At 65.0% G+C, this 26,311-nt stretch carries 26 protein-coding genes; 17 read left to right on the top strand and 9 right to left on the bottom strand.

Annotated elements, in window-relative coordinates; translation table 11 throughout:
• Nucleotides 1-5: 5 nt before the first annotated feature.
• The gene (locus ACYQ8E_RS15265) at nucleotides 6-455 is read left to right on the top strand and encodes a response regulator (protein WP_066724525.1); all 450 of its coding nucleotides are present in this window, start codon (nucleotides 6-8) and stop codon (nucleotides 453-455) included.
• A 102-nt stretch (nucleotides 456-557) separates the two neighbouring features.
• Here the strand turns inward: ACYQ8E_RS15265 and ACYQ8E_RS15260 are convergent, their stop codons facing one another.
• Together ACYQ8E_RS15260 and ACYQ8E_RS15255 are read right to left on the bottom strand one after the other, a co-directional pair.
• The gene (locus tag ACYQ8E_RS15260; RefSeq protein WP_066724522.1) at nucleotides 558-1,622 is read right to left on the bottom strand and encodes a branched-chain amino acid aminotransferase; all 1,065 of its coding nucleotides are present in this window, start codon (nucleotides 1,620-1,622) and stop codon (nucleotides 558-560) included.
• Between the two features lie 153 nt (nucleotides 1,623-1,775).
• The gene (locus ACYQ8E_RS15255; RefSeq protein ID WP_066724519.1) at nucleotides 1,776-1,955 is read right to left on the bottom strand and encodes a hypothetical protein; all 180 of its coding nucleotides are present in this window, start codon (nucleotides 1,953-1,955) and stop codon (nucleotides 1,776-1,778) included.
• Nucleotides 1,956-2,154: 199 nt separating this feature from the next.
• Here ACYQ8E_RS15255 and ACYQ8E_RS15250 point away from each other — a divergent pair, with 199 nt between their 5' ends.
• Nucleotides 2,155-2,454 (top strand): J domain-containing protein, encoded by a 300-nt coding sequence (locus ACYQ8E_RS15250; protein WP_066724517.1) that lies wholly within the window; start codon nucleotides 2,155-2,157, stop codon nucleotides 2,452-2,454.
• 22 nt (nucleotides 2,455-2,476) lie between these two features.
• Here ACYQ8E_RS15250 and ACYQ8E_RS15245 read toward each other — a convergent pair whose 3' ends face one another.
• The 3 genes from ACYQ8E_RS15245 to ACYQ8E_RS15235 form a co-directional block, all read right to left on the bottom strand.
• Nucleotides 2,477-3,100, bottom strand: a complete 624-nt coding sequence (locus ACYQ8E_RS15245; RefSeq protein ID WP_066724515.1) for a carbonic anhydrase — start codon at nucleotides 3,098-3,100, stop codon at nucleotides 2,477-2,479.
• A gap of 132 nt (nucleotides 3,101-3,232) precedes the next feature.
• Entirely contained in the window at nucleotides 3,233-3,682 is a 450-nt protein-coding gene (locus ACYQ8E_RS15240) for a response regulator (protein WP_066724512.1), read from the bottom strand.
• Nucleotides 3,683-3,708: 26 nt separating this feature from the next.
• On the bottom strand, nucleotides 3,709-5,517 hold the full coding sequence (locus ACYQ8E_RS15235; protein WP_066724509.1) for a response regulator: 1,809 nt from the start codon (nucleotides 5,515-5,517) through the stop codon (nucleotides 3,709-3,711).
• 171 nt (nucleotides 5,518-5,688) lie between these two features.
• On the opposite strand from ACYQ8E_RS15235, the gene ACYQ8E_RS15230 reads away from it, so the two are divergent.
• Nucleotides 5,689-8,187, top strand: a complete 2,499-nt coding sequence (locus ACYQ8E_RS15230) for a TIGR03960 family B12-binding radical SAM protein (protein ID WP_066724506.1) — start codon at nucleotides 5,689-5,691, stop codon at nucleotides 8,185-8,187.
• A 205-nt stretch (nucleotides 8,188-8,392) separates the two neighbouring features.
• The gene (locus tag ACYQ8E_RS15225) at nucleotides 8,393-9,901 is read left to right on the top strand and encodes an Rne/Rng family ribonuclease (protein ID WP_066724503.1); all 1,509 of its coding nucleotides are present in this window, start codon (nucleotides 8,393-8,395) and stop codon (nucleotides 9,899-9,901) included.
• A 117-nt stretch (nucleotides 9,902-10,018) separates the two neighbouring features.
• Here the strand turns inward: ACYQ8E_RS15225 and ACYQ8E_RS15220 are convergent, their stop codons facing one another.
• From ACYQ8E_RS15220 to ACYQ8E_RS15205, 4 genes are all read right to left on the bottom strand, one after another.
• Nucleotides 10,019-10,915: a universal stress protein gene (locus ACYQ8E_RS15220; RefSeq protein WP_066724501.1), complete on the bottom strand. Its 897-nt coding sequence runs from the start codon at nucleotides 10,913-10,915 to the stop codon at nucleotides 10,019-10,021.
• Between the two features lie 5 nt (nucleotides 10,916-10,920).
• A complete protein-coding gene (locus ACYQ8E_RS15215; protein WP_066724498.1) occupies nucleotides 10,921-12,228 on the bottom strand; it encodes an Nramp family divalent metal transporter in 1,308 nt (435 codons plus the stop codon).
• Nucleotides 12,229-12,356: 128 nt separating this feature from the next.
• Nucleotides 12,357-14,891, bottom strand: coding sequence for an ABC transporter permease (locus ACYQ8E_RS15210; protein ID WP_066724494.1), 2,535 nt, complete (start codon nucleotides 14,889-14,891; stop codon nucleotides 12,357-12,359).
• A complete protein-coding gene (locus ACYQ8E_RS15205; protein ID WP_066724493.1) occupies nucleotides 14,888-15,577 on the bottom strand; it encodes an ABC transporter ATP-binding protein in 690 nt (229 codons plus the stop codon). Before ACYQ8E_RS15205 ends, ACYQ8E_RS15210 begins: the two co-directional genes overlap by 4 nt.
• On the opposite strand from ACYQ8E_RS15205, the gene ACYQ8E_RS15200 reads away from it, so the two are divergent.
• The 13 genes from ACYQ8E_RS15200 (at nucleotide 15,576) to ACYQ8E_RS15140 (ending at nucleotide 26,285) form a co-directional block, all read left to right on the top strand.
• Nucleotides 15,576-16,208: an arylesterase gene (locus tag ACYQ8E_RS15200; protein WP_066724492.1), complete on the top strand. Its 633-nt coding sequence runs from the start codon at nucleotides 15,576-15,578 to the stop codon at nucleotides 16,206-16,208. The genes ACYQ8E_RS15205 and ACYQ8E_RS15200 overlap by 2 nt on opposite strands.
• Nucleotides 16,209-16,335: 127 nt before the next feature.
• Nucleotides 16,336-16,644, top strand: a complete 309-nt coding sequence (gene rplU, locus ACYQ8E_RS15195; RefSeq protein WP_066724491.1) for a 50S ribosomal protein L21 — start codon at nucleotides 16,336-16,338, stop codon at nucleotides 16,642-16,644.
• 11 nt (nucleotides 16,645-16,655) lie between these two features.
• Complete coding sequence (gene rpmA, locus ACYQ8E_RS15190) at nucleotides 16,656-16,910, top strand: 50S ribosomal protein L27 (RefSeq protein WP_066724484.1); 255 nt, start codon at nucleotides 16,656-16,658, stop codon at nucleotides 16,908-16,910.
• A gap of 125 nt (nucleotides 16,911-17,035) precedes the next feature.
• Nucleotides 17,036-18,076: a GTPase ObgE gene (gene obgE, locus ACYQ8E_RS15185; RefSeq protein WP_066724480.1), complete on the top strand. Its 1,041-nt coding sequence runs from the start codon at nucleotides 17,036-17,038 to the stop codon at nucleotides 18,074-18,076.
• A gap of 75 nt (nucleotides 18,077-18,151) precedes the next feature.
• Complete coding sequence (gene proB / locus ACYQ8E_RS15180) at nucleotides 18,152-19,273, top strand: glutamate 5-kinase (RefSeq protein WP_066724477.1); 1,122 nt, start codon at nucleotides 18,152-18,154, stop codon at nucleotides 19,271-19,273.
• A gap of 32 nt (nucleotides 19,274-19,305) precedes the next feature.
• Nucleotides 19,306-20,562: a glutamate-5-semialdehyde dehydrogenase gene (locus ACYQ8E_RS15175; protein WP_066724475.1), complete on the top strand. Its 1,257-nt coding sequence runs from the start codon at nucleotides 19,306-19,308 to the stop codon at nucleotides 20,560-20,562.
• 71 nt (nucleotides 20,563-20,633) lie between these two features.
• On the top strand, nucleotides 20,634-21,287 hold the full coding sequence (gene nadD / locus ACYQ8E_RS15170) for a nicotinate-nucleotide adenylyltransferase (RefSeq protein ID WP_066724473.1): 654 nt from the start codon (nucleotides 20,634-20,636) through the stop codon (nucleotides 21,285-21,287).
• A 5-nt stretch (nucleotides 21,288-21,292) separates the two neighbouring features.
• A complete protein-coding gene (gene rsfS / locus ACYQ8E_RS15165) occupies nucleotides 21,293-21,664 on the top strand; it encodes a ribosome silencing factor (RefSeq protein ID WP_066724470.1) in 372 nt (123 codons plus the stop codon).
• Nucleotides 21,664-22,137, top strand: coding sequence for a 23S rRNA (pseudouridine(1915)-N(3))-methyltransferase RlmH (gene rlmH / locus ACYQ8E_RS15160; protein WP_066724467.1), 474 nt, complete (start codon nucleotides 21,664-21,666; stop codon nucleotides 22,135-22,137). Before rsfS ends, rlmH begins: the two co-directional genes overlap by 1 nt.
• Before the next feature lie 22 nt (nucleotides 22,138-22,159).
• Entirely contained in the window at nucleotides 22,160-22,513 is a 354-nt protein-coding gene (locus ACYQ8E_RS15155; RefSeq protein WP_066724464.1) for a TraR/DksA family transcriptional regulator, read from the top strand.
• Nucleotides 22,514-22,549: 36 nt separating this feature from the next.
• Complete coding sequence (locus ACYQ8E_RS15150) at nucleotides 22,550-23,932, top strand: tetratricopeptide repeat protein (RefSeq protein WP_066724461.1); 1,383 nt, start codon at nucleotides 22,550-22,552, stop codon at nucleotides 23,930-23,932.
• Nucleotides 23,929-25,467 (top strand): 2,3-bisphosphoglycerate-independent phosphoglycerate mutase, encoded by a 1,539-nt coding sequence (gene gpmI, locus ACYQ8E_RS15145; protein WP_197463774.1) that lies wholly within the window; start codon nucleotides 23,929-23,931, stop codon nucleotides 25,465-25,467. The genes ACYQ8E_RS15150 and gpmI overlap by 4 nt, the downstream gene beginning before the upstream one ends.
• 56 nt (nucleotides 25,468-25,523) lie before the next feature.
• Nucleotides 25,524-26,285 carry a ComF family protein gene (locus tag ACYQ8E_RS15140; RefSeq protein WP_459861330.1) on the top strand — a complete coding sequence of 254 codons (762 nt, stop codon included), beginning with the start codon at nucleotides 25,524-25,526 and terminating at the stop codon, nucleotides 26,283-26,285.
• Nucleotides 26,286-26,311: the final 26 nt, after the last annotated feature.

Here is a 26,311-nt window from a genome sequence, read left to right as displayed (position 1 = left end):
TCGCCATGCGCATCCTTTTGTTTGAAGACGACAGGGACACGCGCACCCTTTTCTGCATCTTCCTGCGCGGGAAGGGGTTTGAGGTGCATGAATTCGCCTCCCCTGCAACCTGCGCCCTGGTCTCAGCCGACCGATGCAAGTGTCCCGGGGAATTTGCCTGCGCCGATATCATCATCACCGACATGAGGATGACTTCGATGAACGGCCTGGAGCTGGTTCGCCACCAGCTGGAGATGGGGTGTCAGGTCCCGTCCGCCAACAAAGCGGTCCTCTCCGCCGCACTGACCCCGGAACAGGAGGACGAATTCCGCGCTCTGGGTTGTCGACTCCTGCGTAAACCAATAAAGCTGAACACCCTGCTCGACTGGATCAGGGACTGCGAGAAGAACATCCCCGCCGGCCGCAAACTTCTCCCCCTTGAAAAGCTCCAGGAAAGGGAAACCGATACCGCCTAGCCGGCGCAGGTCAATCTTCGACGGCACAGGGAACCGCAGAAAATGCAAAAAGCCCCCGTCGGCTCGACGGGGGCTTTTTGCATTACAGTTATATCGACCCGCCTAAAGCAGCGTCACCCAGCCGTGGGGGTCAGGAAGCCGCCCATACTGGATGCCGGTGAGGGTATTGAACAGCTTCATGGTCAATTCGCCGGCCGCGCCGCCACCCAGGGTCGCGGTGCGCTCGCGGTAGGTAAACTGGCCGACCGGTGAAACCACTGCCGCAGTACCGGTACCGAAGGCCTCGGTGAGCCGGCCGCTTTCCGCGCCGTCCAGGATCTCACCAATGGAGAGCGCCCGCTCTTCGACCTGGTAGCCCATCTCCTTGACCAGGGTAAGAATCGAGCGACGGGTAATGCCGTCGAGAATGGTCCCCTTAAGGGGCGAGGTAACCACCTTGCCGTCGTAGAGAAAGCAGATATTCATACTGCCCACTTCCTCGACATATTTGCGGTGTACCGCATCGAGCCAGAGCACCTGGTCAAAGCCATGCTCGGCAGCTTCCATCGACGCCCGCAGGCTGGCAGCGTAATTGCCGCCGGTTTTGGCCTCGCCGGTCCCACCCGGGGCCGAGCGGACATATTCATCACTGATCCAGATCTTCACCGGACTGAACCCGCCCTTGTAGTAGGCCCCCACCGGCGAGAGGATGACATAACAGAGGTAGGTATCGGCCGGCCGGACCCCGAGGTAGGGGTCGACGGCAATCATCGTCGGCCGGATGTAGAGGCTGGTCCCCTCGCTGCGCGGCACCCAACCCGACTCGAGCTTTACCAGCTGCTTGATGGCATCGAGGAAAAAACCGGGGTCGACCTGCGGCATGCACATCCGCTCGGCGCTGCGATTGAAGCGGGAGACGTTGTCGGCCGGGCGGAAGAGGGCAATGTTGCCGTCGGGACGGCGAAAGGCCTTCAGCCCTTCGAAAATCTCCTGGGCGTAATGCAATACCGCGGCCGCCGGGTCGAGGCTGAAAGGACCGTAGGGCTGGATGCGCGCCGTATGCCACCCTTTGCCGGTGGCATACTCCATGACCAGCATGCGATCGGTGAACTGCTTGCCGAAGGCAAGCTTCGATTCATCCGCGAGCGGGGGTTTGGGTGCGGTGACAGGCAGAATCTGCAGTTCCATGGGGCGACCTCCGGAGACAACAGGATGGGAGCAACGGGTCAGATTATTTAGCATACAACCACCCACCCTGGCAAGGAGCATTGAGCGCCAACGCGAAACGCCACCGGCGAGGGGCCGGAGGCGTTTCGAAGCGGAGTGGTGACGCGCAGAAGGTCAGCCGGGCTTTTTGTCTTTCTCGCCCGCGGCGAGACTCGCGTTGCCATAGAGGAGGTTGCGCATGTTGCTGACCTTTTCCTCGTCGTGAAAACGCCGCAGCAGCAGGTCGTACTCGGCACGGTCACCGAGGTCGTTGACGCGGTAACCTATGTCGCGCAGTTTCCAAAGATTTTCCATGACTATTCTCCTGATTTGGGGTTGAACCACCCTGGAGCAACCGGTCACCATGCTAGCACTCGAAAAACGTCCGTCAAGGTAATTTTTACCCGAAAAAGTATAACACCGTTCGCAACCAACCGCCGGTGGCATTGTCCACCACCATTAAACGTGGTAACAGTGGCAATCGGTCGTTCTAAACTCGCACCGGGAGCCGGAAATGAATTTTCAGGAATTGGTCCAGGCGCTAGGCACCCTTGAACTCGGAGAACGGGCGAGCCTAGCCGAAATCCGCCGTCGCTACCACCAGTTGGTGCGACGGCACCACCCCGACGCCGGGGGCGAAGATGCCGCGGCCATCCGCCGCGTCAATGCCGCTTACCAGCTGCTGACCAGCTACTGCCGCAATTATCGTTTCAGCTTCAGTCATGAGGAATTCCTCGAACAGTTTCCCGAAGAACGGCTGCGGGAACAGTTCAGCCAGGATCCGGTATGGGGCGGGGGGAACTCGGAGGGATGAGTGCTGAGTATCGGGCAGGGAATCAGGAGATCAGCTCGAAGAGCTGACTTTCATCGTTAAAGCTGAAGATTTCGCCGGTTTCAATAATGTAGTGCCACCCATAGATACTGAGCGTCCCCTTTTCGAAACGCTCCCTGACGTAGGGATAAGTCAGCAGGTTGCGCATCTGCACCAGGATATTCACCTGCTCCGTCAACCATTCCCGTTCTTCCGGCGAATTCCCGGTCATCAGCCGGTCGACCCGCCCCCGCACCTCCTTGGAAACATCGAGCCACTTGCGCACGTGGGGAAGATGCGACAGCTCGGCGGCACTGAGATTCATCGCCGCACAGCCGCCGCAGTTGGAATGGCCGCAGACGACGATGCTGTCGACCTTCAGGGCCTGCACCGCATACTCCACGGCCGAGGTGGTGGCGACATACTCCTCGGTTTTGCGGTAGGGCGGTACGATATTGGCAATATTGCGGACGATGAAGAGCTCGCCCGGATGGGTGTTGGTGATCAGGTTGGGAACCACCCGGGAATCGGAGCAACCGATGAAGAGGGTATGCGGCGCCTGGCTCCGCCCCAGCTGCTGGAAGAGCTCCTGGTGACCGGCAAAGTCCTCCTGGCGGAATTTCATGTAGCCCTTAAAGAGTCGTTCCATGGCGCATCCCGAACAGCTTTTTCAGTTTCGCTAAAATAATCCCTCCCGCTAAATACCCCAGCGCATCCAATCTTGGCAACAAAAAACCACCGCCCGCACCCGGGCGCCCCGGGGTAGATTTGAGTCACGCCCTCAAGGGTTCTTGCGCAACAGGGCCAACTCTTCCTCCTGGCGATGCACCAGCTCGTGCAGGCGCCGGTTCTCGCGGATCAGCTCCAGATAATTCAAGGCGCTGCGAATGGCGCTCTTCATGTCCTCGTTATCCCAGGGCTTGGTGAAAAAGCGGTAAATTTCCCCCTCGTTGATGGCGCGGATGATGAACTCGGGGTCGGCATGCCCGGTGAGGATAAACCGCATCGTCTCCGGATGGCGCTGGCGTACCAGCTTGAGAAATTCCAGACCGCTCATCCCCGGCATCTTTTCGTCGGAGATGATCAGATCGACCGGCTCCTCAAGGAGAATCTCCATCGCCTCGGTCGCCGATGACGCCGTTACCAGATCGAACCCCTCCCGTCGCAGCAGGCGAATCAGGGAATTGCGGACGTTCTCCTCGTCATCGACGATCATGATCTTGTAAGCCATACCTTCCTCCTTGAGTCATTCCGGATTCAGCCGGCGGCCGCCCGTTGCAGCGGGAGCTCGACGACCATGCAGGTTCCCTTGCCCGGCAGCGACCGGACCCGCAGCCGGCCGCCGTGGCGTTGCACGATTTCATAGGTCAGCGAGAGACCGAGACCGGTCCCCTCGCCGGGGCGCTTGGTGGTAAAGAAGGGATCGAGAATGCGTTTGCGCAGCTGGGCCGGAATGCCGCACCCGGTATCGGCGACAATCACCCGCACCTTGTCCTTGAGCGCCCGGCTGCGCAAGCGCACCACCCCCTTGGTCTCGATCGCCTGGGCGGCGTTGACCAGCAGGTTGAGAAAGACCTGGGAGAGCCGGTTGGGGGCACAGAGGACCGGTGGCAGCTCGGCCAGCTCCTTCTTGACCTCGGTCTTGTACTTGAGCTGGTTCCAGGCGATGGTCAGGGCACTCTCCAGAGCCTTGTTGACATCGGCCGACACCATCTCCCAATTGTCCTGGCGGGAGAAAACCTTGAGGTCGAGGACGATCTTGCTGACACGGGCGATCCCCTGCCGGCTCTCCCCGACCAGCTTGGGGATATCGTCGAGCAGAAAATCAAGGTCAAGATCCTCCAGCGCCCGCCGCAGTTCGGCGAGCTGAGCCTGCGGATCCCGTCCGGCGGCGAAGACGGCCAGAGTGTCGTGGCTCACCCGCAGGTAGCGGTTGAGGTCGGTGAAATAGTCCCCCAGGGTTTCCAGGTTGGAATTGATAAAGCCGATCGGGTTGTTGATTTCGTGGGCCACTCCCGCGGCAACGACCCCGAGCGAAGCCATCTTTTCCTGGGAGATTAGCCGGTCCCGAGTCTCCCGCAACTGCCGGTTCGACTGCTCGAGATTGGCGGTGGTCTGGACCAGCCGGGAATGGGCCGCCTGCAGTTCGGAATGGCGCTGTTCGAGCTCCAGGGTGCGCTCCCGCACCTTGGCCTCCAGGGTCACGGAATATTCCTCGACGATCTCCTTTGATTTGCGCAGATCCCGGGTCAGGCGGGCATTCTCGGTAGCGATCGCCAGGAAACTGACCAGCGCCTTGTAGATCTCGAAATCCTCCGGGTCAAAGGCACGCTGTCCCGGCTCGCGGCTTACCCCCATCACCCCGATCGGCCGGTTGCCGACCACCAGCGGCGCGACCATTGCCGGAAACTCCCGGTCGAGGCAGAGCGGCGTGCCGTCTTCCATCACCTGCCGCGCCAGCTGGACCACGGCCCGGGTTTCGCTCCCCTGGCCACCATAGAGGAGGAGCTTGCGCCCCTGCTCCTGGCGCAGCCAGAGCTGCACCCGGCAATGAAAAAGCTGGCCGAGAGTTTCGCGGGCCAGCGCGATCAGGTCATCGAACTGCAGGGTAGCGGTGACCGCCATGCCGACCTGGTTGACGAGATCGAGACGCTGGACCCGTTCCTCCAGGCGGCGGATCAGCTCCCGGTTGGAGCGGATCAGGCCGTAACTGGCGAGGGCCTTGTCGATGGAGTTGCTGAGCAGGACCGGATCGAGGGGCTTGGTGATGTAATCGTAGGCCCCCTTCTTGATCGCCTCGACCGCCGAATCGAGGCTCGCATAGGCGGTCATGATGACCACCGGCAGGTCGGGACGCAGCTGGTGAATCCGCGGCAACAGGTCGAGGCCGTTATGGTCGGGGAGGATCAGGTCGAGCAGGACGGTGCTGAATTCCTGGCTGGCGATGACCTGCAGGCACTCCTCCCCGCACTTAGCCGTCTGCACCGCAAGGCCGTTGCGGACCAGCAGATCTTCCGCCATGTTCCGCAACAGCCGGTCGTCATCCACCACCAGGACCTTGTCCACGCCCGTCAACTCCTCAAAATTATTCGACTTCACTGGAGTTTCCCGCGCAGAAGACCGATTGTCAAGCAGCCGCGGGCCGAATCCTTTCCGATATATTAAAAGGCCTTGTAACTGCGGCTGCCATCATGATATTTTTTCTGTTTCACAACTTTTGCCCCGAAAGCTTTCACCATGAATCTCGACCAGCTCCTGGGCCAGATCAATCGACCGTCCCGTTACCTCGGCGGTGAGCGCGGCAGTGTGCACAAACCGGAAGCGCAGGTCGACCTCCACTTTGCCCTCGCCTTCCCCGATGTCTACGAAGTCGGCATGAGCCATCTCGGCTTTGCCATCCTCTACCACATTCTCAACGGCCTCGACGACATTGCCGCCGAGCGGGTCTACGCCCCCTGGCCCGACATGGAGGGCCACCTGCGTGAAACCGGCGCACCGCTGGTCTCTCTCGAAAGCGAGCGACCGCTGGCCAGCTTCGACATCGTCGGCTTTACCCTGCAGTACGAACTCTCTTACAGCAATATCCTCAACATGCTGCAACTCGGCGGCATCCCCCTGCGCCGCGAGCAGCGCGGCGCCGCGGATCCGCTGATCGTCGTCGGCGGCCCCTGCGCCTTCAACCCCGAGCCGCTCGCCGATTTCATCGATTGCGCCGTCATCGGTGACGGTGAGGAGGCGGTGGTCGAGCTTTGCGCCGCCCTGCGCACCTCCCGTGCCGCGGGCGAGGATCGACCCGCCCTCTACCGGCGCCTGGCGCAGATCGAGGGGCTCTACCTGCCGGCCCTGTTTGACGTCGACTACCAGCCAGATGGCAGCATCAAGGCGATCCAGCCGCAGCAACCGGGCTACGCAACGGTCCGCCGCCGTTTTCTCGCCGACCTCGACGCCGTCCCCTACCCGACGGCGCCGATCGTTCCCTTCATGAACACCGTCCACGACCGGGTCGCGGTGGAGATCGCCCGCGGTTGTACCCGTGGCTGCCGTTTCTGCCAGGCCGGCTACATCTACCGGCCGGTGCGCGAGCGTGCACCGCAGCGCATTGCCGATGTGATCGAGGCCTCCCTCGCCAGCTCCGGCTACGAGGAGGTCTCGCTCCTCTCCCTCTCCACCGGCGACTACAGCTGCATCGAACCGCTCCTCAAGGGGCTGATGGATCGCTACGCGGCGGAGAAGGTGGCGATCTCCTTCCCGAGCCTGCGGGTCGGCTCCCTGACCCCCGAGCTGATGGAGGAGATCAAAAAAGTGCGCAAGACCGGCTTCACCCTCGCCCCGGAGGCGGGGAGCGAGCGGCTGCGCAACGTCATCAACAAGGGGATCAGCGAGGACGACCTGCTCGCGACCGCCCAGAGCGCCTTCGGCCTCGGCTGGCGGATCCTCAAGCTCTACTTCATGCTCGGCCTGCCGACCGAAACCGACGCCGACCTGGCGGCGATTATCGATCTCGCGGCCCGGGTCAAGCGCAGCGGCAAGGGGACCGAAGGGGGCGCCGACGTTAACGTCGCGGTCTCCACTTTCGTCCCCAAGGCGCACACCCCCTTTCAGTGGGAGGCGCAGCTCGGCATCGAGGAGACCTTGCGCCGCCAGGTGCTGCTGCGCGACGGGTTGCGCCAGAAGAAGTTGCGGCTCAAGTGGCACGAGGCGGAACTCTCCTTCATGGAGGGGGTCTTTGCCCGCGGCGACCGGCGCCTCGCCCCGGTGCTGGAACGGGCCCAGCAGCTCGGCTGCCGTTTCGACGGCTGGCGCGACCATTTCCGCTTCGAGCTCTGGCAGCAGGCGTTTGCCGACTGCGGGATCGACCCGTCCTGGTACCTGCGGGAGCGGGATGAGGCCGAAGTTCTCCCCTGGGACCACATCGACTGCGGTATCCCCAAGGACTTCTTTGTCCGCGAACGCCGCCGCGCCAGGGAACTGGCTTACACCCCCGACTGCCGGGGAGGAGACTGCAGCGGCTGCGGAGTCTGTGACTTCGAGGCGTTGCGCATGCGCCTGGTCGAGCATGGCGAACTGCTGCTCCCCCCCGCCCCACCGGCACAGCCGGCCGGCGATGAGGAACGTTACAAAATCCGGCTACGGCTGCGCAAGGACGGCAAGGCGCGCTTTGTCGGCCACCTCGAGTTCATGACCGTGATCCACCGCGCCGCGCGCCGCGCCCGGTTGCCAGTCCGTTTTTCCGGTGGCTTTCACCCCCAGCCCCGCATCTCCTTTCCCGATGCCCTGCCGACCGGAGTGGCGAGCGATGCCGAGATCATCGACATCGAACTCTTCCAGCCCCTCACGGCCCAGGCCGTGGTCGAGGGGCTCAACGCCGAGCTGCCGCAGGGCTTCCGGATTCTCGAAGGTGCGGCTCTCCATTGGCAGACCCCGTCCCCCTCTGTTAGCATTAGGGAAGTTGTTTACCGGGTCCTGCTCCCCGCTTCGGCGCCGCAAGACCTTGCCGCCCGGGTGGCGACGTTCCTCGCCGCCACCAGCCTGCCGGTGACGCGCAGCAAGGGACACAAGACCGTCACCGTCGATTTGCGTCCCGAGGTTCTCGACCTGGTACTCGAAAAGGATGTCCTCTGGCTGCACCTGCGCAAGGGGAGTCCGGCGCTACTCGCCGCCCACCTGCTCGGCATCACCAGCGAGGCAGCCCGGTCGCTGGAAATCCGCAAGACGGCGGCGCTGCTGGGGGATTGAACGGCAAAATCGTCTCTCACTCGCTCCTTGCTTGCAGTCGCTAGAGGGCACAGAGGTCACAGAGGAATATCCGCCCCCAAAAGCCTGGGTTGCTCCGTCTCCTCTGTGATCTCAAGTGAGCAAAGCGAACGAGTGAGAGCCGCATAATCGAATTTTTCCGCTTTCGCGGTTTTCTTTTTACATCTTTCAAGAATCCGGAGGTTATATGGCCAAGGAACTGGTCATCAACACGACCTCCCACGAGACCCGCGTTGCGCTGCTGGAGGCCGGCCACATTGCCGAGCTTTACATCGAGCGCAGCCGGGAGCGCGGGATCGTCGGCAACATTTACCAGGGGAAGGTGATCCGGGTGCTGCCCGGGATGCAGGCGGCTTTCGTCGATATCGGCCTGGAGAAGGCGGCGTTTCTCTACGTCGCCGATGTCCATGACGAGATGGAAGCGGTGGAGCAGTTTGTCGAGGGCGCCAGCCAGCACGCCAAACCGGCCGAGGGGGGGGACGAGGAGCGGCAGCTGCCGCCGATCGAGGACCTGCTCCAGGAGGGGCAGGAGATCCTGGTCCAGGTCGCCAAGGAACCCCTCGGCACCAAGGGAGCCCGCATCACCTCCCACATCTCCCTCCCCGGCCGGCACTTGGTCTACATGCCGACCGTCGACCATGTCGGCATCTCGCGGCGCATTGAGCTCGAGGAGGAGAAAAATCGCCTGCGCGAGCTGATCGAAGCGATCCGCCCGCCGGGTACCGGCTTCATCGTCCGCACCGCCGCAGAGGGGAAGAGCGAAGAAGATTTGCGCGCCGACATGGAATTTCTCGTCGGCCTCTGGCGCGAAATCGTCCGCCGCCGTGAAAACTGCGGCGCTCCGGCGCTGATCCATTCCGATCTCGACGTCACCAGCAAGGTGCTGCGCGACATCCTCACCGAGGATGTCGCCCGCATCGTCGTCGACACCCGCGAGGAGTATGCCAAGATCGTCGGCTTTTTAAGCACCTTCATGCCCAAGCTCAAGTATGCCCTCGAACTGCACGACGGCGACGAGCCGATCTTCGACAACTTCGGCCTCGAGGTGGAGATCTCCCGGGCCCTCGGGCGCAAGGTCTGGCTGAAGAGCGGCGGCTACATCATCATCGAGCAGACCGAGGCGCTGACCGCCGTCGACGTCAACACCGGGCGTTTTGTCGGCAAACACAACCTCGAGGACACCATCCTCAAGACCAACCTCGAGGCGGTCAAGGAGATCGCCTACCAGCTACGGCTGCGCAACATCGGCGGGCTGATCATCATCGACTTCATCGACATGGAGAAGGAAGCGCACCGCGAAAAGGTCCATTCCGCCCTCGAAGAGGCGCTCAAGAGCGACAAGAGCAAGACCAACATCCTCAAGATCTCCGAGCTCGGCCTGGTCGAGATGACCCGCAAGCGGGTGCGGGAGAGCATCGGCCGCACCCTCTGCGAGCCCTGCCCCTACTGCGAGGGGAAAGGGTACGTCAAGAGCCGCACCACCATGGTCTACGAGATCTTCCGTGAGCTGTGCCGGGAGCTGCGCGACCTCCCCGGTTACCGGGTCACCCTCCTCACCCACCCCGACGTCGCCGCTCTCCTCTCCGACGAGGAGCACCCCGGCATCGAGGAGATCGAGCGCCAGTTCGAAAAACAGATCGCCATCAATGCCCGCCCCAACTTTCACATCGAGCAGTTCGAGATCATGCTCGGCTGAAGGGGACGGACAAACAATCCCGACAGAAACCTTGATTGGACAACAGCAGCGGGGGCGGCCGAAATGGCCGCCCCCGCTCTTTTTCCCCTGCTGATCCGGCCTGCCAGCATGTCCCGTTCAGACCGGCACCAGCAGCAGCGGACGACTGGTTTTAGCCTGCACCGCCCCGGCGACGCTGTTGGCCCAGAACGCCTTGGCGCCCGCCTTGCCGTGGGTAGCCATGACGATCAGGTCGGCAGCGCCGGCGCTGGCCGCCTCGGCGATCACCACCGGCACCTTGCCGGCACGGAGTTCGGCACTGGCGGTGATCCCCTCGGCTGCGGCCCGTGCCAGGGCGGCATCGAGAAATTGTCGCAGACCTTGCTGCGCCAGTTCCTGGAGTTTTTGCGAGGAGGCCGGCAGAAACCGGGAGAGGGTTGCTTCGGTCCCGGCCAGGGACGGCAGCGTGGCGACGATCGACAGCAGCTGCAGGCAGGCGCCGGCGGCGGCGGCCAGTTCCATGGCGAGGTCGAGACCGGCGCCATGTTCGGCCCGGCCGTCGAGGGGTACCAGGATCTGCTGCAGGGAAAAGATGTCCTCACGACCGCTGCTGTCAGGACGCACCAGCAGCAGCGGGGTCTGGCCGAGTTCCACCACCTGCTGGGCGAGGCTGCCGCGCATGCGCCGGGCAAGCCCGGCCGGACCATGGGTGCACATGACGATCAGGTCGGGACGAAGTTCCTGTTGGTGGGCGGCAATGCCGGCGGCGACGTCGACGACGGCGGTGGCGTGGACGTGGCAGTCGATGCGCAGTCCCGCCACCTGCAACCGCTGCTGCAGGCGCTGCAGGTAGGCCGCGGCCGCGGTCGCTTCGGTCAGGTGCGGTTCGCCATGGATCAGCTCTGCGGCGTCCTCTTCGATGACATGCATCAGGGTGATCCGGGCATCCAGCGCCAGCGCCAGCGCCTGGGCCACGGGGAGGGCCGCTTCGGCCAGGGTCGAGCCGTCAAGGGGGACCAGAAGATGTTGAATCATGGTCGTCAGGCTCCCAGGAAAGTCTGCCAGAGCAGATAGAGATTCAGGGCAATGACCAGCAACGCCACCCCCCAGGCGAGGAGGTTGGTCGGCCGGCTATTGACCAGGTCTCCCATCAGGTCGCGCCGCTGGCAGAAGAGGATCAGCGGCAGGACGGCGAAGGGGAGACCAAAGCTTAACACCACCTGGCTGATGACCAGGGTGCGGGTCGGGTCGAAGCCGAGGAAGATGATCACCAGGGAGGGGACGATGGTGATCAGGCGCCGCAGCCAGATCGGAATCTGCCGCTTCAGAAATCCCTGCATGATCACCTGCCCGGCCATGGTGCCGACGGTGGTGGAGGCGAGGCCGGCGGCGAGGAGCGAAATGGCGAAGACCCAGCCGGCGGCGGCGCCGAGGAGCGGCTCCAGGGTGCGGTGGGCCTCTTCGATGGTGGCAATGTGACTGTAGCCGGCGCGGTGAAAGGTAGCGGCCGCCATCATCAGCATCGCCGCGTTGACAAAGCCGGCGATCGACATGGCGATCGTCACGTCGACGATCTGGAAGCGAAAGAGGCCCCGTTTCTGCACCGGGTCGGTCACGACGATGCGTCCCTGGGTCAGCGAAGAGTGCAGGAAGATCACGTGCGGCATCACCGTGGCGCCGAGGATCCCCGCCGCCAGCAGCACGCTTTCGGCCCCGGCGAAGCGCGGCGTCACCGCATGGAAAATCACCAGCGACCAGTCCGGCTTGTCGAGAAAGGTCTCGATCACGTAACAGACTGCGATCACCCCGAGCAGGGCGGTGATAACCGCCTCTAGGGGGCGGAAGCCGCGGGACTGCAGGGCGAGGATCAGGAAGGTGATGACCGCGGTGAGCAGCCCGGCGATCCCGAGCGGCATGCCGAAGAGAAGGTTGAGGCCTACCGCGGCGCCGATGAATTCGGCGAGGTCGGTGGCCATCGCCACCAGCTCCATGACGACCCACATCCCCCACACCACCGGCCGGGGGAAATGGAGCCGGCAGAGCTCGGCAAGGTTGTACCCGGTGGCGATGCCGACCTTGGCGGCGAGAATTTGGACCAGCATCGCCATCAGGTTGCAGGCGACGACGACCCAGAGCAGGGTGTAGCCGAACTTGGCGCCCCCCTCGATGTTGGTGGCGAAGTTGCCGGGATCGACATAGGCGATGCTGGCGATGAAGGCGGGACCGAGGAAGGGGAGGAGCCGCGCCATTCCGCGCCGCGGCCCGGCCCCGGTGAGAACCCTGGTGGCGGCGGCGACGGTACGGACGTCGCCGGGGGCAGGCTGGGGCGCTGGAGGACGGTCGTTCATTGGTCGTCTATCCCGTAAATCTGTCAATTCTGTTTCTTGCCACCGCTGGGCGCCAGGTCTTTTCCGCACCGTAACAGCTCTGCAAGTTCACCACATTTGGCGCCGTAATACCACCTGCCACCATGATATTATTCTTCGCGCAGGTACCCGGCCGGCTTCTGCCCCAGCGCCCGCCAGGTGCCGGAGAGGCCGAGCAGCAGGGTCAGGCCGATGCCGGCACCGAGCGTTGCCAGTACCGTGGTCACCGGCAGCTGAAAGGGGGTCTCCATCAACCCCTGGAGGATGCCCCAGGCGGCGAGACTGCCGACCACCGCGGCGATCGCCCCGGCGGCCAGCCCCAGCAGCAGAAATTCGGCGGCAAAGGCGGCCAGCAGGTCGCGCCGGGTTGCGCCGCAGACCTTGAAGATCACCGCGGCATGGATGCGCCGGTGCTGGTCAGCGGAAAGTGCGCCGGCCAGTACCAGGAAGCCGCTCAGGAGCGCCACGGCGGCCACGGCGCGAAACGCCATGGCCAGCCGGCCCAGGGTGCGGGCGACATTGGCCAGCACCTCGCGCACGGTGACCGCCGAAATATTGGGAAAGCGGTCGGTGACCGCCCGGTAGACCCGGGCTTCGTCGGCCGCCGCCAGGTAGGCGGTGGCGATATAGGTCTGGGGTGCCCCTTCCAGGACCCCGGGCGAGAAGAGGAGGGCGAAGTTGAGATCGAGGGTCGACCAGTCGACCTCGCGCAGGCTCGCGATGCGGGCGGTTATCTCGCGGCCGAGCAGGCTGACGGTCAGTTCGTCGCCAACGGTGACGCCGAAACCGCTGGCGAGATCGGCGGTCAGCGACAGCTGCGGCGGCCCCTGGTAAGCGGCCGGCCACCAACTCCCGGCCACCAGCCGGGTCTGCGCCGGCATCGCTGCCGTGTAGCTCAGCCAGCGGTCGCCGCGCACCGCCCACTCGACATTGGGGGCGATATTCGCCGCCTCGACCGGTACCCCCTTGATCGCGACGATCCGTCCGCGCAGAGTCGGGAAGCGTTCACTGCGCCGCACGCCCGGCAGGGTTTCCATGAGTTCGGAGAAGGCCGGCACCTGGTCGGGCTGGAGGTCGAAAAAGAAGAAGGCCGGCGCCTCCGCCGGCAGGGTTTCGTCCACCAGCCGGGTGAGGTTGGCCTGGACCAGGGCGAGGATCACCAGTGCCGTCAAACCGAGACCGAGGGAAAAGATGGCGCTCGCAGCCGGTGAGCCGCGGCGGTGAATATTGCCGAGAGCGAGGCGCAAAAAGGGGCGTTTGGGCCGCGGCGCCAGGCGCGAGGCAGCGACCACCAGCAGCGCCAGGCCCCGAAAAAGGAGAAAGCAGAGCGCGGCGCCGGCCAGAAACCAGAGCGCCAGACGCCGGTCGGCGCTGCTCGCCACCGCCACCGCGACCAGTGCCAGAGCGACCCCTCCGGTTAGCAGGCGGATCCCGCTCCCGCTCCCCGACGCCACCTCGCCGGCATAGCCACGGAAGAGCATCGCCGGCGACACCCGACGGGCCGCCGCCAGGGGACCAAGACTGAAAAGGAGGGCGACCAGCAGGCCGCAAAGGGCGGCGGTGACGAGCGGGAGAGGATAAAAGCCGGGCTGCAGCGGCAGCGGCAGGGCCGCGCCGGCCAGGGTCACGGCGAGCCAGGGGACCGCTGCGGCGAGGAGGAGCCCGGCACCGGCACCGAGCGCACCGAGGAACAGCACCTGCACCAGGTAGCCGGCAAAGATGGTGCGGCCGCTGGCGCCGAGACACTTCATGGTCGCGATATGGTAGACCTTGCCGGCAAGGTAGCCCCGGACCGCGCCGGCGACACCGACCCCGCCTATGAGGAGGGCACAAAGCCCGACCAGGCTGAGGTTGACGCTAAGCCGGTCGAGAATCCGCCGCACCCGCGGCGCCGCCTCGCGCCAGATGTGAATCCGCCATCCCGCCCGGGGATAGGCGGCCTGCAGGCGGCTGCGCACGTCTTCGGCACTTCCCCCCGGCGCCAGGCGCAACCGGTAATTGTAGGTCACCAGACTTCCCGGCTGCAGCAGGCCGCTCGCCGCCAGCGCGGTGCGACTCACCAGCAGCCGCGGCCCGAGGTTGAACCCGCGCAGGCTCCGGTCCGGCTCACGGGTCAGCACCCCGACCAGCCGCAGGCGGATCGCGCCGAGCTGCAGCTCATCCCCCACCGCAAGCTGCAGCCGTTGCAGCAGCGCCGCCTCGCCGAGGGCGCCGAAGAGCCCGTCCGCCTCCCTCTGCAGAGCGCTGGCGAGGGGCTGGGGCGGTGCACTCTCAACGCTGCCATAGAGGGGATAATTGCCGTCGACCGCCTTTATCTCGACCAGGGCCCGGGCCGGGTTGCCGATCGCCCGCGCCATGGAACGCAGGGTGGAGACCTCCGAGACTGAACCGGCGCTGCGCAGCCACTCCAGCTGGTCCGGGTCGAGTTCCCGCTGCGCCCGGTGGACTTCGAGATCGCCGCCAAGCAGGGCCCGGGCATCGTTGAGGAGCCCCTGGCGTGCGCTTGCCGAGAAGGTGCCGATGGCGGCGATGGCAAAGACCCCGAGAAAGAGACAGCCGAGGAAGACCCCGAAGCCGTGCAGACCACCGCGCAACTCCCGCCGCGCCAGTCGCCAGGCCTGGGGAAGGAGGGCCGGGTCTGTCATCGGCTTTTCCCGGGGCCGGCCAGCAGGACCCCGTCGCGCATCAGCAGGCGCCGGCTGCAGCGCTCCGCCAGGGCCGGGTCGTGGGTCACCAGCAGCAGCGTCGTGCCCTGCTCCGCCTGCAGGGCGAAGAGGAGCTCCATGACCCGGGCACCGGTTTCGGCGTCGAGATTGCCGGTCGGTTCGTCGGCCAGCAAAAGCGCCGGGCGCGCGACAAAGGCCCTTGCCAGGGCGACCCGCTGCTGCTCGCCGCCGGAGAGCTGCCCCGGGTAGTGGTGGCGGCGCGCCGCAAGGCCGACGCTGGCAAGGGCCGCCGCCGCCTGTTCGGCGGCATCGGGGATACCGGCGAACTCGAGGGGGAGCGCGATATTCTCGGCGGCGGTCATCGTCGCCACCAGGTGAAAGGATTGGAAAACAATGCCGACATGACGCCGCCGAAAGCGGGCCAGGGCGTCTTCGTCGAGCCCGGTGATATCGACTCCGGCGATGCGGATGCGTCCGGCGCTCACCTGCTCCAGGCCGGCAATCGCCATCAGCAGGGTGGTCTTGCCCGCCCCCGAGGTGCCGGCGACGCTGAGGGTCTCCCCGGCCGCGAGCTGCAGGTCGATCCCGCGCAGGATATTGACCCGGCCGCTGCCGCCGACTAGACTCAGATGCAGATCATCAATTGCAACCAGGGGATTCCCCATGCCGGTTCCTTTCCTTCTGCTGCTGCTTCTTCTTCTCTTCGCGCCAGCCCCGGCCCAGTCCGCGACGCCGCCTTTTCGCCTCACCGTCCTCGGTGACAGCCTCGTCGCCGGCTACGGGCTGGACGCCGCCGATGCCTTCCCGGCCCAGCTGGAACGGGCCCTGCGCGAGCAGGGTTGCCGGGTCGCCGTGAGCAACGCCGGGGTTTCCGGCGACACCACCGCGGGGGGGCGCGCCCGGCTCGACTGGGTGCTCGCCGAGCCACCAAAGCTGGTGATCGTCGAACTGGGAGCCAACGATGCGCTGCGGGGGCTCCCCCCGCAAGCGGCGGCCGACAACCTCGGCGCCATCCTCGCCCGCCTGCGCGAGCGGGGCATTCCGGCCCTGCTCGCCGGCATGCGCGCCCCGCGCAACCTCGGCGCAGAGTATTATACCAAGTTCGACGCCCTTTACCCCCAGCTTGCGGAGCGCTTTCAGGTCCCTCTCTATCCCTTTTTCCTGGAAGGGGTCACTGGGGTGGCAGAGCTGAACCAGGAGGACGGCATCCACCCGAACCGCCGGGGAGTGGCGGAGATCGTGCGGCGGATGCTGCCCTTGGTGACAACCACTCTCGGACCGGGAGTGTGTCCATAGGTCCTATGCGACCCATACGACCTATGATCAAGACCAAAAAGAATTTTCCCTTGACAGGTCCTGGACCCAGGGTCTAGACTGCGGCGTTCAAGATTCAGATAATGCACAGAGAGTGAGGTGAAGCGGTATGTACGCGGTGATCAAGACCGGAGGGAAGCAGTACAAAGTTTCCGAAGGAGACCTGGTAAAGGTCGAGAAGATCGAAGGCACGGTAGGTGATGCCATCGAGTTGAACGAGGTCCTCATGGTCGGCGGAGAAGAGGTTAAAATCGGAGCACCTCTATTGCCGGGCGCGAAAGTCAAGGCGCAGATCGTCGAGCAGGACAAGGACAAGAAGATCCTTGTTTTCCACTCGAAACGGCGCAAGGGCTATCGCAAGAAGTATGGACACCGTCAACCCATCACCCGCCTGAAGATTACAGGCATCGAAGCTTAAGGAGGCATCCCATGGCACACAAAAAAGCTGGCGGCAGTACCCGCAACGGCCGCGATAGCGCCGGCAAGCGCCTGGGCGTAAAGCGCTTCGGTGGTCAGCAGGTCACTGCCGGCTCGATTCTGGTGCGGCAACGGGGCACCACGTTTCACCCGGGCAATAATGTCGGCTGCGGCAAGGACTACACCTTGTTCGCCCTGGTCGACGGCGTCGTCAAGTTCGAACGCAAGGACAAGACCCGCCAGAAAATCAGTGTTTACCCCGCCTGAGGGCGCGGGCTTCATTCTGATAAAAAGCCCGGGGTTCGCAGTGCGAGCCCCGGGCTTTTTGTTGAACCCCGGCAACCGTGATCCAGGCTCGAACTCCTGACCGGACATCTTTTCCCAGGACCCTTATGCGTTTCGTCGATGAAGTCAAGATCAACGTCAAGGCCGGCGACGGCGGCCGCGGCTGCGTTTCCTTCCGCCGCGAGAAGTTCGTCCCCTTAGGCGGCCCCGACGGCGGTGACGGCGGTGACGGCGGCAGCGTCTGGTTCAGCGTCGATCCCGGGCTCGGCACCCTGCTCGATTTTCGCTACAAGGTCCACTACAAGGCGCAGAGCGGCGGCCACGGCATGGGAAGCAACCGCCACGGCAAAAACGGCGACGACCTTGAGATCCGGGTGCCGCCGGGAACCCTGGTCTATGACTTCGAAAGTGGTGAACTGCTTGCCGACCTGACGGAACCCGGCCAGCGCCTCAAGCTGCTCGCCGGCGGGCGCGGCGGCCAGGGAAATGCGCGTTTCACCACCAGCACCAACCGCGCCCCGCGCTTCGCCCAGCCCGGCCTCCCCGGCGCCGAACGGGTCCTGCGCCTCGAGCTCAAGCTCCTCGCCGATGTCGGCCTGGTCGGGCTTCCCAACGCCGGCAAGTCGACGCTGATCGCCGCGGTCTCCGCGGCACGGCCGAAGATCGCCGATTACCCCTTCACCACCCTGGTCCCCAACCTCGGCGTGGTGCGCTACGGCGGCTACAAGAGTTTCGTCATGGCCGACATTCCCGGCCTGATCGCCGGGGCGAGCGAAGGGCACGGCCTCGGGACGCGCTTTCTGCGCCACATCGAGCGCACCGACCTCTTTCTCCACCTGGTCGACCTCTCGGGAATGCAGCAGGGCGATCCGCTGGAAAACTTCGCCACCATCAACCGTGAGCTCGAACGGCACAACGCCGAGCTGCTCGCCAAGCCGCAGTTCGTCGTCTTTACCAAGGCGGACATTCCGGAAGTCCGCAGCGCGGCCGGGGAGCTGAAACCCTGGTTCGAGGAGCGGGGGTACCGGACCTTTCTCCTCTCCGCCGTCACCGGTGACGGCACCGCGCCCCTGGTCGAAGCGGTCGGCGCGGAACTGGAGAACCGGCGGAAAGCCGCGCCCACCGCAGCAGAGCCCTGGGTGCCTTGACAAGCCCCCCCACCGGAGTTAAGATTTCGGCCGGTTTTGCTTAAAATACGGCCACTTCCGCGAAAGCTTCTGGCAATGCGCAAAAACCTGCTCTCCCATGTTCGCCGGGTCGTCGTCAAGGTCGGCAGCGGCGTCATCTCCGGGCCGGAAGGCCTTGACGAGGGGATGCTCGCCACCCTCTCCCACGACCTCTCCGAGCTGATCCGCCGCGGTTACGAGGTGGTGCTGGTCTCTTCCGGCGCCGTAGCCGCCGGCAAGGGTGCCCTCGGCATCAGCGGGCGACCGGCGACCATTCCCCTCAAGCAGGCGGCGGCGGCGATCGGTCAGAGCCGGATGATGCACGCCTACCAGGGGGCCTTCGGCCAGGCCGGCCACACCGTCGCCCAGGTCCTGCTGACCCGCGACGACCTCGCCAACCGTCGGCGCTATCTCAACGCCCGCAATACCCTGATGACCCTGCTCGACTTCAAGGTCGTGCCGATCATCAATGAGAACGACACCGTGGTGGTCGATGAAATCCGCTTCGGCGACAACGACAACCTCTCGGCGATGGTGACCAACCTTGTCGAGGCGAACCTGCTGGTGATCCTTTCCGACGTGAACGGCCTCTATGATCGGGACCCCAACCTGCACCCCGACGCCAAACTGATCCCGCTGGTCGAACGGATTGGCGAGGAGATCGAAGCCGCCGCCGGCGACACCGGCACCGACCACGGCACCGGCGGCATGGCGACCAAGATCAAGGCGGCCAAGCGCGCCACCCTCTACGGCGTCGGTACCGCCATTGTCAACGGCCGCACTCCCGGCGTCCTGCAACGCCTTTTCGACGGCGAAGAGCTCGGCACCTATTTTCTGCCGGCCCGCGACCGGATGGCGGCGAAGAAGCACTGGATCGCCTTCACCAAGAAGCCGCGCGGCAAACTGCTCCTCGACGACGGCGCCAAGCGCGCCCTGGTGGAACGGGGCAAGAGCCTGCTCCCTTCCGGCATCCAGGGGGTTGAGGGGGGATTCGATCGCGGTGACGCGGTGCGCATCTGCGATCTCGCCGGCGAGGAGTTCGCGATCGGCGTCATCAACTATGCCCTCGCCGAACTGCTGCGCATCATGGGCAAGAAGACCTCGGAAATCGAGGGGGTGCTCGGCTACAAGTACTACGACGAAGTCATCCACCGCGACAACCTCGTCCTGAAAAAATAGGCAAAGCCAACGGAAGTCAAAGGAGTTTGCGCATGAACCTACGCGAAACGATGCTCGCCCTGGCGCAGGAGGCGAATGCGGCCGCCCGGGTTATGGCCAACCTTTCGACGACGGTCAAGAATGAGCTGCTGGAACGGATGGCGGCAGCCCTCGAGGCGCGCAGCGCCGAGCTGCTGGCGGCCAACGAGCTCGACCTGAGCGCTGCCCGTGATCGCGGCATGGCGCCGGCCATGGTCGACCGCCTCACCCTCGATGCGGACCGCATCCGGGCGATGGCGGACGGCCTGCGCGAAGTCGCCCTCCTCCCCGACCCGGTCGGCGAAGTGACCGGCATGTGGCGGCGCCCCAACGGCATCCAGGTCGGCCGCATGCGCATCCCGCTGGGGGTGATCGGCATCATCTATGAGTCGCGCCCCAACGTCACCGCCGATGCCGCCGGGCTCTGCCTGAAGAGCGGCAACGCCGTGGTGCTGCGCGGCGGCTCCGAGGCGCTCCACTCCAACAGCGCCATCGGCAGCGTGCTGAAGGGGGAACTGGCCCGGCTCGGCCTGCCACCGGCCGCCCTGCAGGTGGTCGCCACCAGCGACCGCGAGGCGGTCCTCGAACTCCTCAAGCTCGAAGAGGAGATCGACCTGATCATCCCCCGCGGCGGTGAAAGCCTGATCCGCTTCGTCAGCGAGCACTCGCGGATTCCGGTGATCAAGCACTACAAGGGGGTCTGCCACACCTTCATCGACGCCAGCGCCGACTACGCCATGGCCGAGGAGATCTGCGTCAACGCCAAGGTACAGCGCCCGGGCGTCTGCAACGCGATGGAGACCCTCCTCATCCACAAGGACATCGCCGAGACCTTTGTGCCACTCATTGCCGCCACCCTGCGGGCCAAGGGGGTGGAGCTGCGCGGCTGCCCGATCACCCGGGAGTTCGCCCCGGATGTGGCGGCTGCCAGCGCTGGCGACTGGGGGATGGAATTCCTCGACCTGATCCTGGCGGTCAAGGTCGTCGACGATCTCGACGAGGCGATCGCCCATATCCAGCGCTACGGTTCGCTGCATACCGAGGTGATCGTCACCGGTGACTACCGCAACTCGCAGCGCTTCCTGCGCGAGGTCAATTCGAGCGTGGTCATGGTCAACGCCTCGTCGCGCTTCTCCGATGGCAACCAGTTGGGACTCGGCGCCGAAATCGGCATCTCCACCACCAAACTCCACTCCTTCGGCCCGATGGGGCTGGAGGATCTGACCACCCGCAAATTCGTGGTCTTCGGCGACGGACAGATTCGATCGTAACGCGCCACGAGCGCCGAGGTGCGAGAACTCTCCCCCTCCTGGCTCGTGGCCCATCGCTCATCGCTGGCCCTATGCGCATCGGCATCTTTGGCGGCACCTTCAACCCGATTCACCTCGCGCACCTGCGCGTCGCCGAAGAGGTGCGCGAAGTCTGCGCCCTCGATCGGGTAATGTTCCTCCCCGCGGCAACGCCGCCGCACAAGTCGGTGGCTGAAGAAGTCCCCTTTGCCGAACGCCTGGCGATGGTCGAGGCGGCGATTGCCGACCATCCCGACTTCTTCGCCTCCGACCTCGAGGGGAGGCGCCTCGGCAAGAGCTTCTCCGTCGATACCCTGGAGATCCTCCGGCGCGAGCAGCCAAGCGATGAGTTCTTCTTCCTCATCGGCATGGACTCCTTTCGCGACCTCCCGACCTGGCGCGACTACCGCCGGCTCTTCAGCCTGGCCCATATCGTCGTTGCGCCGCGTCCCGGGGTGAACAGCGAACAACCGCAGGAGCTGCTCCCCGTTGCCATGCGCGACCAGTTCTGCTATGATGCGACGTCAAAAACCTGGCGGCATGCAGGCGGTACTTCGCTGATTTTCCTGGCGGAAACCTACCTCGACATTTCCTCGACGCGGATTCGCCAGCTGGTCGCCGCCGGCCGCTCGATCCGCTATCTCGTTCCGCCCGCCGTGGCGGAGCATATCCGACACCGGGGGTTCTATCGCCCCCTGGAAAGGTAACGCCGTTGCTGTCCAAAGACCGCGCCCTGCTGGCCGCCGATTTCGCCCTCGACAAGAAGGCCTTCAATCTTCGCATTCTCGAGGTCAAAGAGCTCTCCTCCCTGACCGATTACCTGCTGCTCGCCTCCGGACGCTCGGACCGGCAGGTGCAGGCGATCGCCGAGGGGGTGCGCCTCGGCCTCAAAAACGACCATGCCACGGCGCCGCTGGCGGTGGAAGGGATGAACGAGGGGCGCTGGGTGCTGCTCGATTACGGCGACGTCATGGTCCATATCTTTCAGGAGCCGGTCCGGGAGTTTTATGACCTCGACGGTCTTTGGAGCGAGGCGCCGACGGTGCCGGTTCCGGAACCGGAAGGCGCCGCGGCGCCGCGCTGATGCGCCTGACGCTCTACTGCATCGGCAGGCTCTCCGAGCCCTGGCTGCAGGCCGGGGTCGCCGAGTACGCCGGTCGGATCGGGCGCTACCTTGGCTTTACCGAGGTGGAACTCAAAGAAGAGAAGGGGGGCCGCAAGCACGACCAGCGGCTGATCCGCGAACACGAAGGGGAGCGATTGCTGGCGCGACTGCCGGCGAAGGCCTTCACCATCGTCCTCGACGAAGGGGGGCGCCAGTTCAGCTCGGAGATGCTGGCCGACCTGCTCGGCAAACAGATGCTGGACGGGACCGGTGAGGTGGCGCTGGTGATCGGCGGCGCCTACGGGCTGAGTGATGCAGTGAAGGCGCGGGCTGACCTGCTCCTCTCCCTCTCCGCCCTGACCCTGACCCACCAGATGGCCCGTCTGCTCCTTTGCGAGCAGCTCTACCGCGGGCTGACGATTCTGCGCAACGAACCCTACCACAACCGCTGACCATGCGCGGCAAGGAGAGGTCATGACCGAAGAGGAACTCGAGGGGGCGCGCCGGCGGTTGCTGCAGTTGCGCAAGGAATTGTTGCAGGAAGTCCGGGATGCCCATGCCGCCAGCCGTGAACTCGGCCAGGACGGCGTTCCCGACCTCGGGGACATGTCCGCCAATACCTACAGCCGCGACGTGCTCCTCAATCTCAGCGAGACCCAGCAGCAAACCGTGCGCGACATCGATGCGGCGCTGGAGCGCATTGAAAGCGGCGATTACGGCATCTGTCTGCGCTGCGAAGAGGAGATCGCACCGCGCCGCCTCGACGTCCGGCCCTTTTCCCGCTATTGTATCGAATGCAAAACCGACATCGAAAAGTTCGGTGAATAAGGTTTTTATCTCGGGCGCCGTCCCCAGGAGAAGCTCATGACCATCATGTCATTCCTGCTGCTGATCATCCTGTTTCTGGTCTTCTTCCTTTATTTTTCCGGCCTCAACCCCCAGGACTTGACGATCTATTTCTGGCCCGAGCACAGCGTCACCTACTCGGTTGCGATCATCATCGTCGGTGCGATCCTGATCGGGCTGATCGTCGGTTACGCCGCCCACCTCTATGGCACCGTCAGCCACATGCTCAAGCATTGGCGGCGCGACCGTCTGGAGAAAAAGGCCAAGGAGGTGGGGGCGATCTACCGGGAGGGGGTCGGCCGGCTCCTCTCCGGCGACATCAAGCGCGCCCACGGTCTGCTGCAAAAGGCGCTGGAGCGCGATCCGGCCCGGGTTGACACCTATATCGCCATGGCCAACGTCCACCTCCAGGAGGGACACCCCCAGGAGGCCCTCAACCAGCTCCTCAAGGCGCGCAGCATCGAACCACGCAGCCTCGAGGTCCTCTTCAAGCTCGCCACCACCTACGAAGAGACCGGCCAGGACGACCAGGCCACCCAGGTCTACCAGGACCTGCTGCAGATCGAAGGGGACAACCGCAAGGCGCTGCGCTGCCTGCGTGACCTGCATATTCGCCACGGCCGCTGGACCGAGGCCCTGGCCCTGCAGAAACGGATCCTCAAGGCGGGACCGGGGGCCAACCGCCTCGCCGAGGAGAAACAGAAGGCGCTATACCTGCGCTACGAGGTGGCCCAGCAGGGGCTGGAAACCGCGGAGGCCGACCAGGCCAAGGGCGAACTCAAGGAGATCATCAAGCAGGACCCGGCCTTCGTCCCGGCCCGGGTTACCCTCGGGGACGTCTACCGCCTGCAAAAGCGGAATGATGCGGCCGTCGAGGTCTGGCAGGAAGGGTACCGACAACTCGGCAAGAGCATTTTCCTTTCGCGTCTGGAGGAGATCTACCTCGCCAACGAAGACCCGGCAACGCTGCTCGGCCTCTACCGGAACTTTCTCAATGACCGCAACGACGACCTCGTGCTGCGCCTCTTTTACGGCAAACTCTGCCTGCGCCTGGAGATGGTCGACGAGGCGCTCGAACAACTCTACGCGGTGGAAAGCACCGGCGTCGAATCGCGTCAGCTTCACCTGCTGCTGGCCGAGGCGCACCGCCGCCGCAAGCGGATGGATGACGCCATCGCCGAATACAAAAAGGCCCTCGGTATCGACTCCCACCTCCGCCTCGGCTATATTTGCGATGTCTGCGAAGAGACCGTCGACGAGTGGCGCAGCCGCTGTCCCGCCTGCGCCACCTGGGGGAGTTTCAGCCTCGCCGGGCGCAAGCAGATCCAGGATATCCCGCCCGTCGAAATGCGGGCCATCCACCATGGCGAGAGGGAAGAATGGAACGAGGACCAGGATTGAACGGCCCGGTCGCCCTCATCATCCTTGACGGCTGGGGAATCAACCCCGACTGCACCGCCAACGCCGTCTGCCAGGCCAGCACACCGCGCCTCGACGGGCTGTTCCGGGACTATCCCCACACCCGCATCGGCGCCTCCGGTGAAGATGTCGGTCTCCCCGCCGGCCAGATGGGGAACTCGGAGGTCGGCCATCTCAACCTCGGCGCCGGACGGATCGTCTACCAGGAACTGACCCGCATCAGCAAGAGCATCGCGAACGGCGAATTCTTCGCCAACCCGGTCTTCTGCGCCGCCCTGGCGCGGCTCAAGCACAGCGGTGGCAAGCTGCACCTGATGGGGCTCCTCTCCGACGGCGGCGTCCATTCCCACAACGAGCACCTCTATGCCCTGGTCGACCTCGCCCGGCGTCAGGGGATTGCCGACATCTGCATTCACGCCTTTCTCGACGGGCGTGACACCCCGCCGCAAAGTGCTACCGACTACCTGAAACAGCTGGAAACGAAACTTGCCGATCTGAAATGCGGCCGGGTGGCGAGCATTACCGGCCGCTACTATGCCATGGACCGCGACAATCGCTGGGAGCGCGTCGAGCGGGCCTGGCGGGGGCTGGTTCTCGGCGAGGGGGAGCTGGCGGCATCAAGTGGCGCGGCGATCGCCGCCGCCTACGCCGCCGGCGAAACCGACGAGTTTGTCAAACCACGCATCATCGCGGACAAGGGGGCAGCGCCCGCAACCGTGGCCGACGGCGACGCCATCATTTTTTTCAACTTCCGCTCCGACCGCGCCCGGGAACTGACCCGCACCTTCACCGAGCCGGCCTTCAACGGCTTTGTCCGCCCCCGGGTCCCGCGCCTGGCGAGTTACGTCTGCCTGACCGAGTACGACGAGACCTTTGAGCTGCCGGTCGCCTTCCCCTCCCAGAGCTATGCCCACCTCCTCGGCGAGGTGGTCGCCGACAGCGGGGGAGGCCAGCTGCGTATCGCCGAGACCGAAAAGTACGCCCATGTCACCTTCTTCTTCAATGGCGGCAGCGAGGTTCCCTTCCCGGGGGAGGAGCGGGTCCTGATCCCGTCGCCCAAGGAAGTCGCCACCTACGACCAGAAACCGGAGATGAGCGCGGCGACGGTCACGGACGAGGTCGTCGCCCGCATCGCAACCGGCGAGTTCGCCCTGATCGTCCTCAACTTCGCCAACCCGGACATGGTCGGCCACACCGGCCAGCTCAGCGCCGCCATTCGTGCCATGGAGTGCGTCGACGGCTGCGTCGGCCGGGTCGTCGACGCGGTGCTCGCAGCCGGCGGGCGCCTGCTGATCACCGCCGACCATGGCAACTGTGAGCAGATGGTCGATGCCGAGGGGCGGCCGCATACCGCCCACACCGCCAACCCGGTGCCGCTTCTGCTGGTTGATCCCGATCGCCGCGACGCCACCCTGCGCAGCGGCGGCATCCTCGCCGATATCGCACCGACTCTCCTCCACCTGCTCGGCCTGGAGCAGCCACGGGAGATGACCGGCAAGAGCCTGCTGGAGCCCTGATCCGCAATCGCCGCCCACCGGGCGGCAACAACCAGATCGCCCTGGGGGGGGAAGAAATGCGCCTTGCCGCCTGGCTGACGCAGGCCGCCAACGAACTCCTCGACCTCCTGCTCCCGCCGGCCTGTCCCCTCTGTTTCGACCTGCTCCCCCCCGGCCCGGCCACCGTCTTCTGCCCGGCCTGCCGCGCAGAGATCCCGCCCCTTTCCACCCCCTGCTGCAGTCGCTGTGCTCTTCCGTTTGTCACCGCAGGCGGTCAGAACCATCTCTGCGCCGAGTGCCTCGGCGAGCAAGACCCGCCCTTTTCCCGGGTGCAGGCCGCGGGACTTTACGACGGATTGCTGCGCCGGGCCGTACAGCGCTTCAAGTACTCCGACGCGATCGGCCTCGACCACCCCCTTGGCGCCCTCCTCGCTGCCCGTCTCGATCCCGGCCCGGCGCAGCTGCTCGTTCCGGTCCCGCTCCACCCCTCCCGCCTGCGCCAGCGCTGCTACAACCAGTCACTCCTTTTGGCCCGCTGCCTCGGCCGCCAATTCGGCCTGCCGGTGGCGGCCGGCCTGCTGCGGCGCACCCGGGCGACGCCATCGCAGCAGGGGCTGCCGGCTGTTGTGCGCCGCCGCAACCTGAAAGGCGCCTTTGCCCTTGGCGAGGCACCCGGACCTTGCCACATCCTCCTTGTCGATGACGTCATGACGACCGGCAGTACCGCCCGGGAATGCGCGCGGACCCTGCGCGCCGGCGGGGCGCTGCGGGTCGAGGTCGCCGTCGTCGCCCGCGCCGGAAATCTGCTTGCCCCTTGCCCCCCGGGAGGAATATGTTAGATTTTCCATGAATTCGGCGCCCTCAC

It is taken from the genome of Desulfuromonas carbonis, from assembly GCF_054658035.1.
This window is presented reverse-complemented; position numbering and strand designations above follow the sequence as displayed.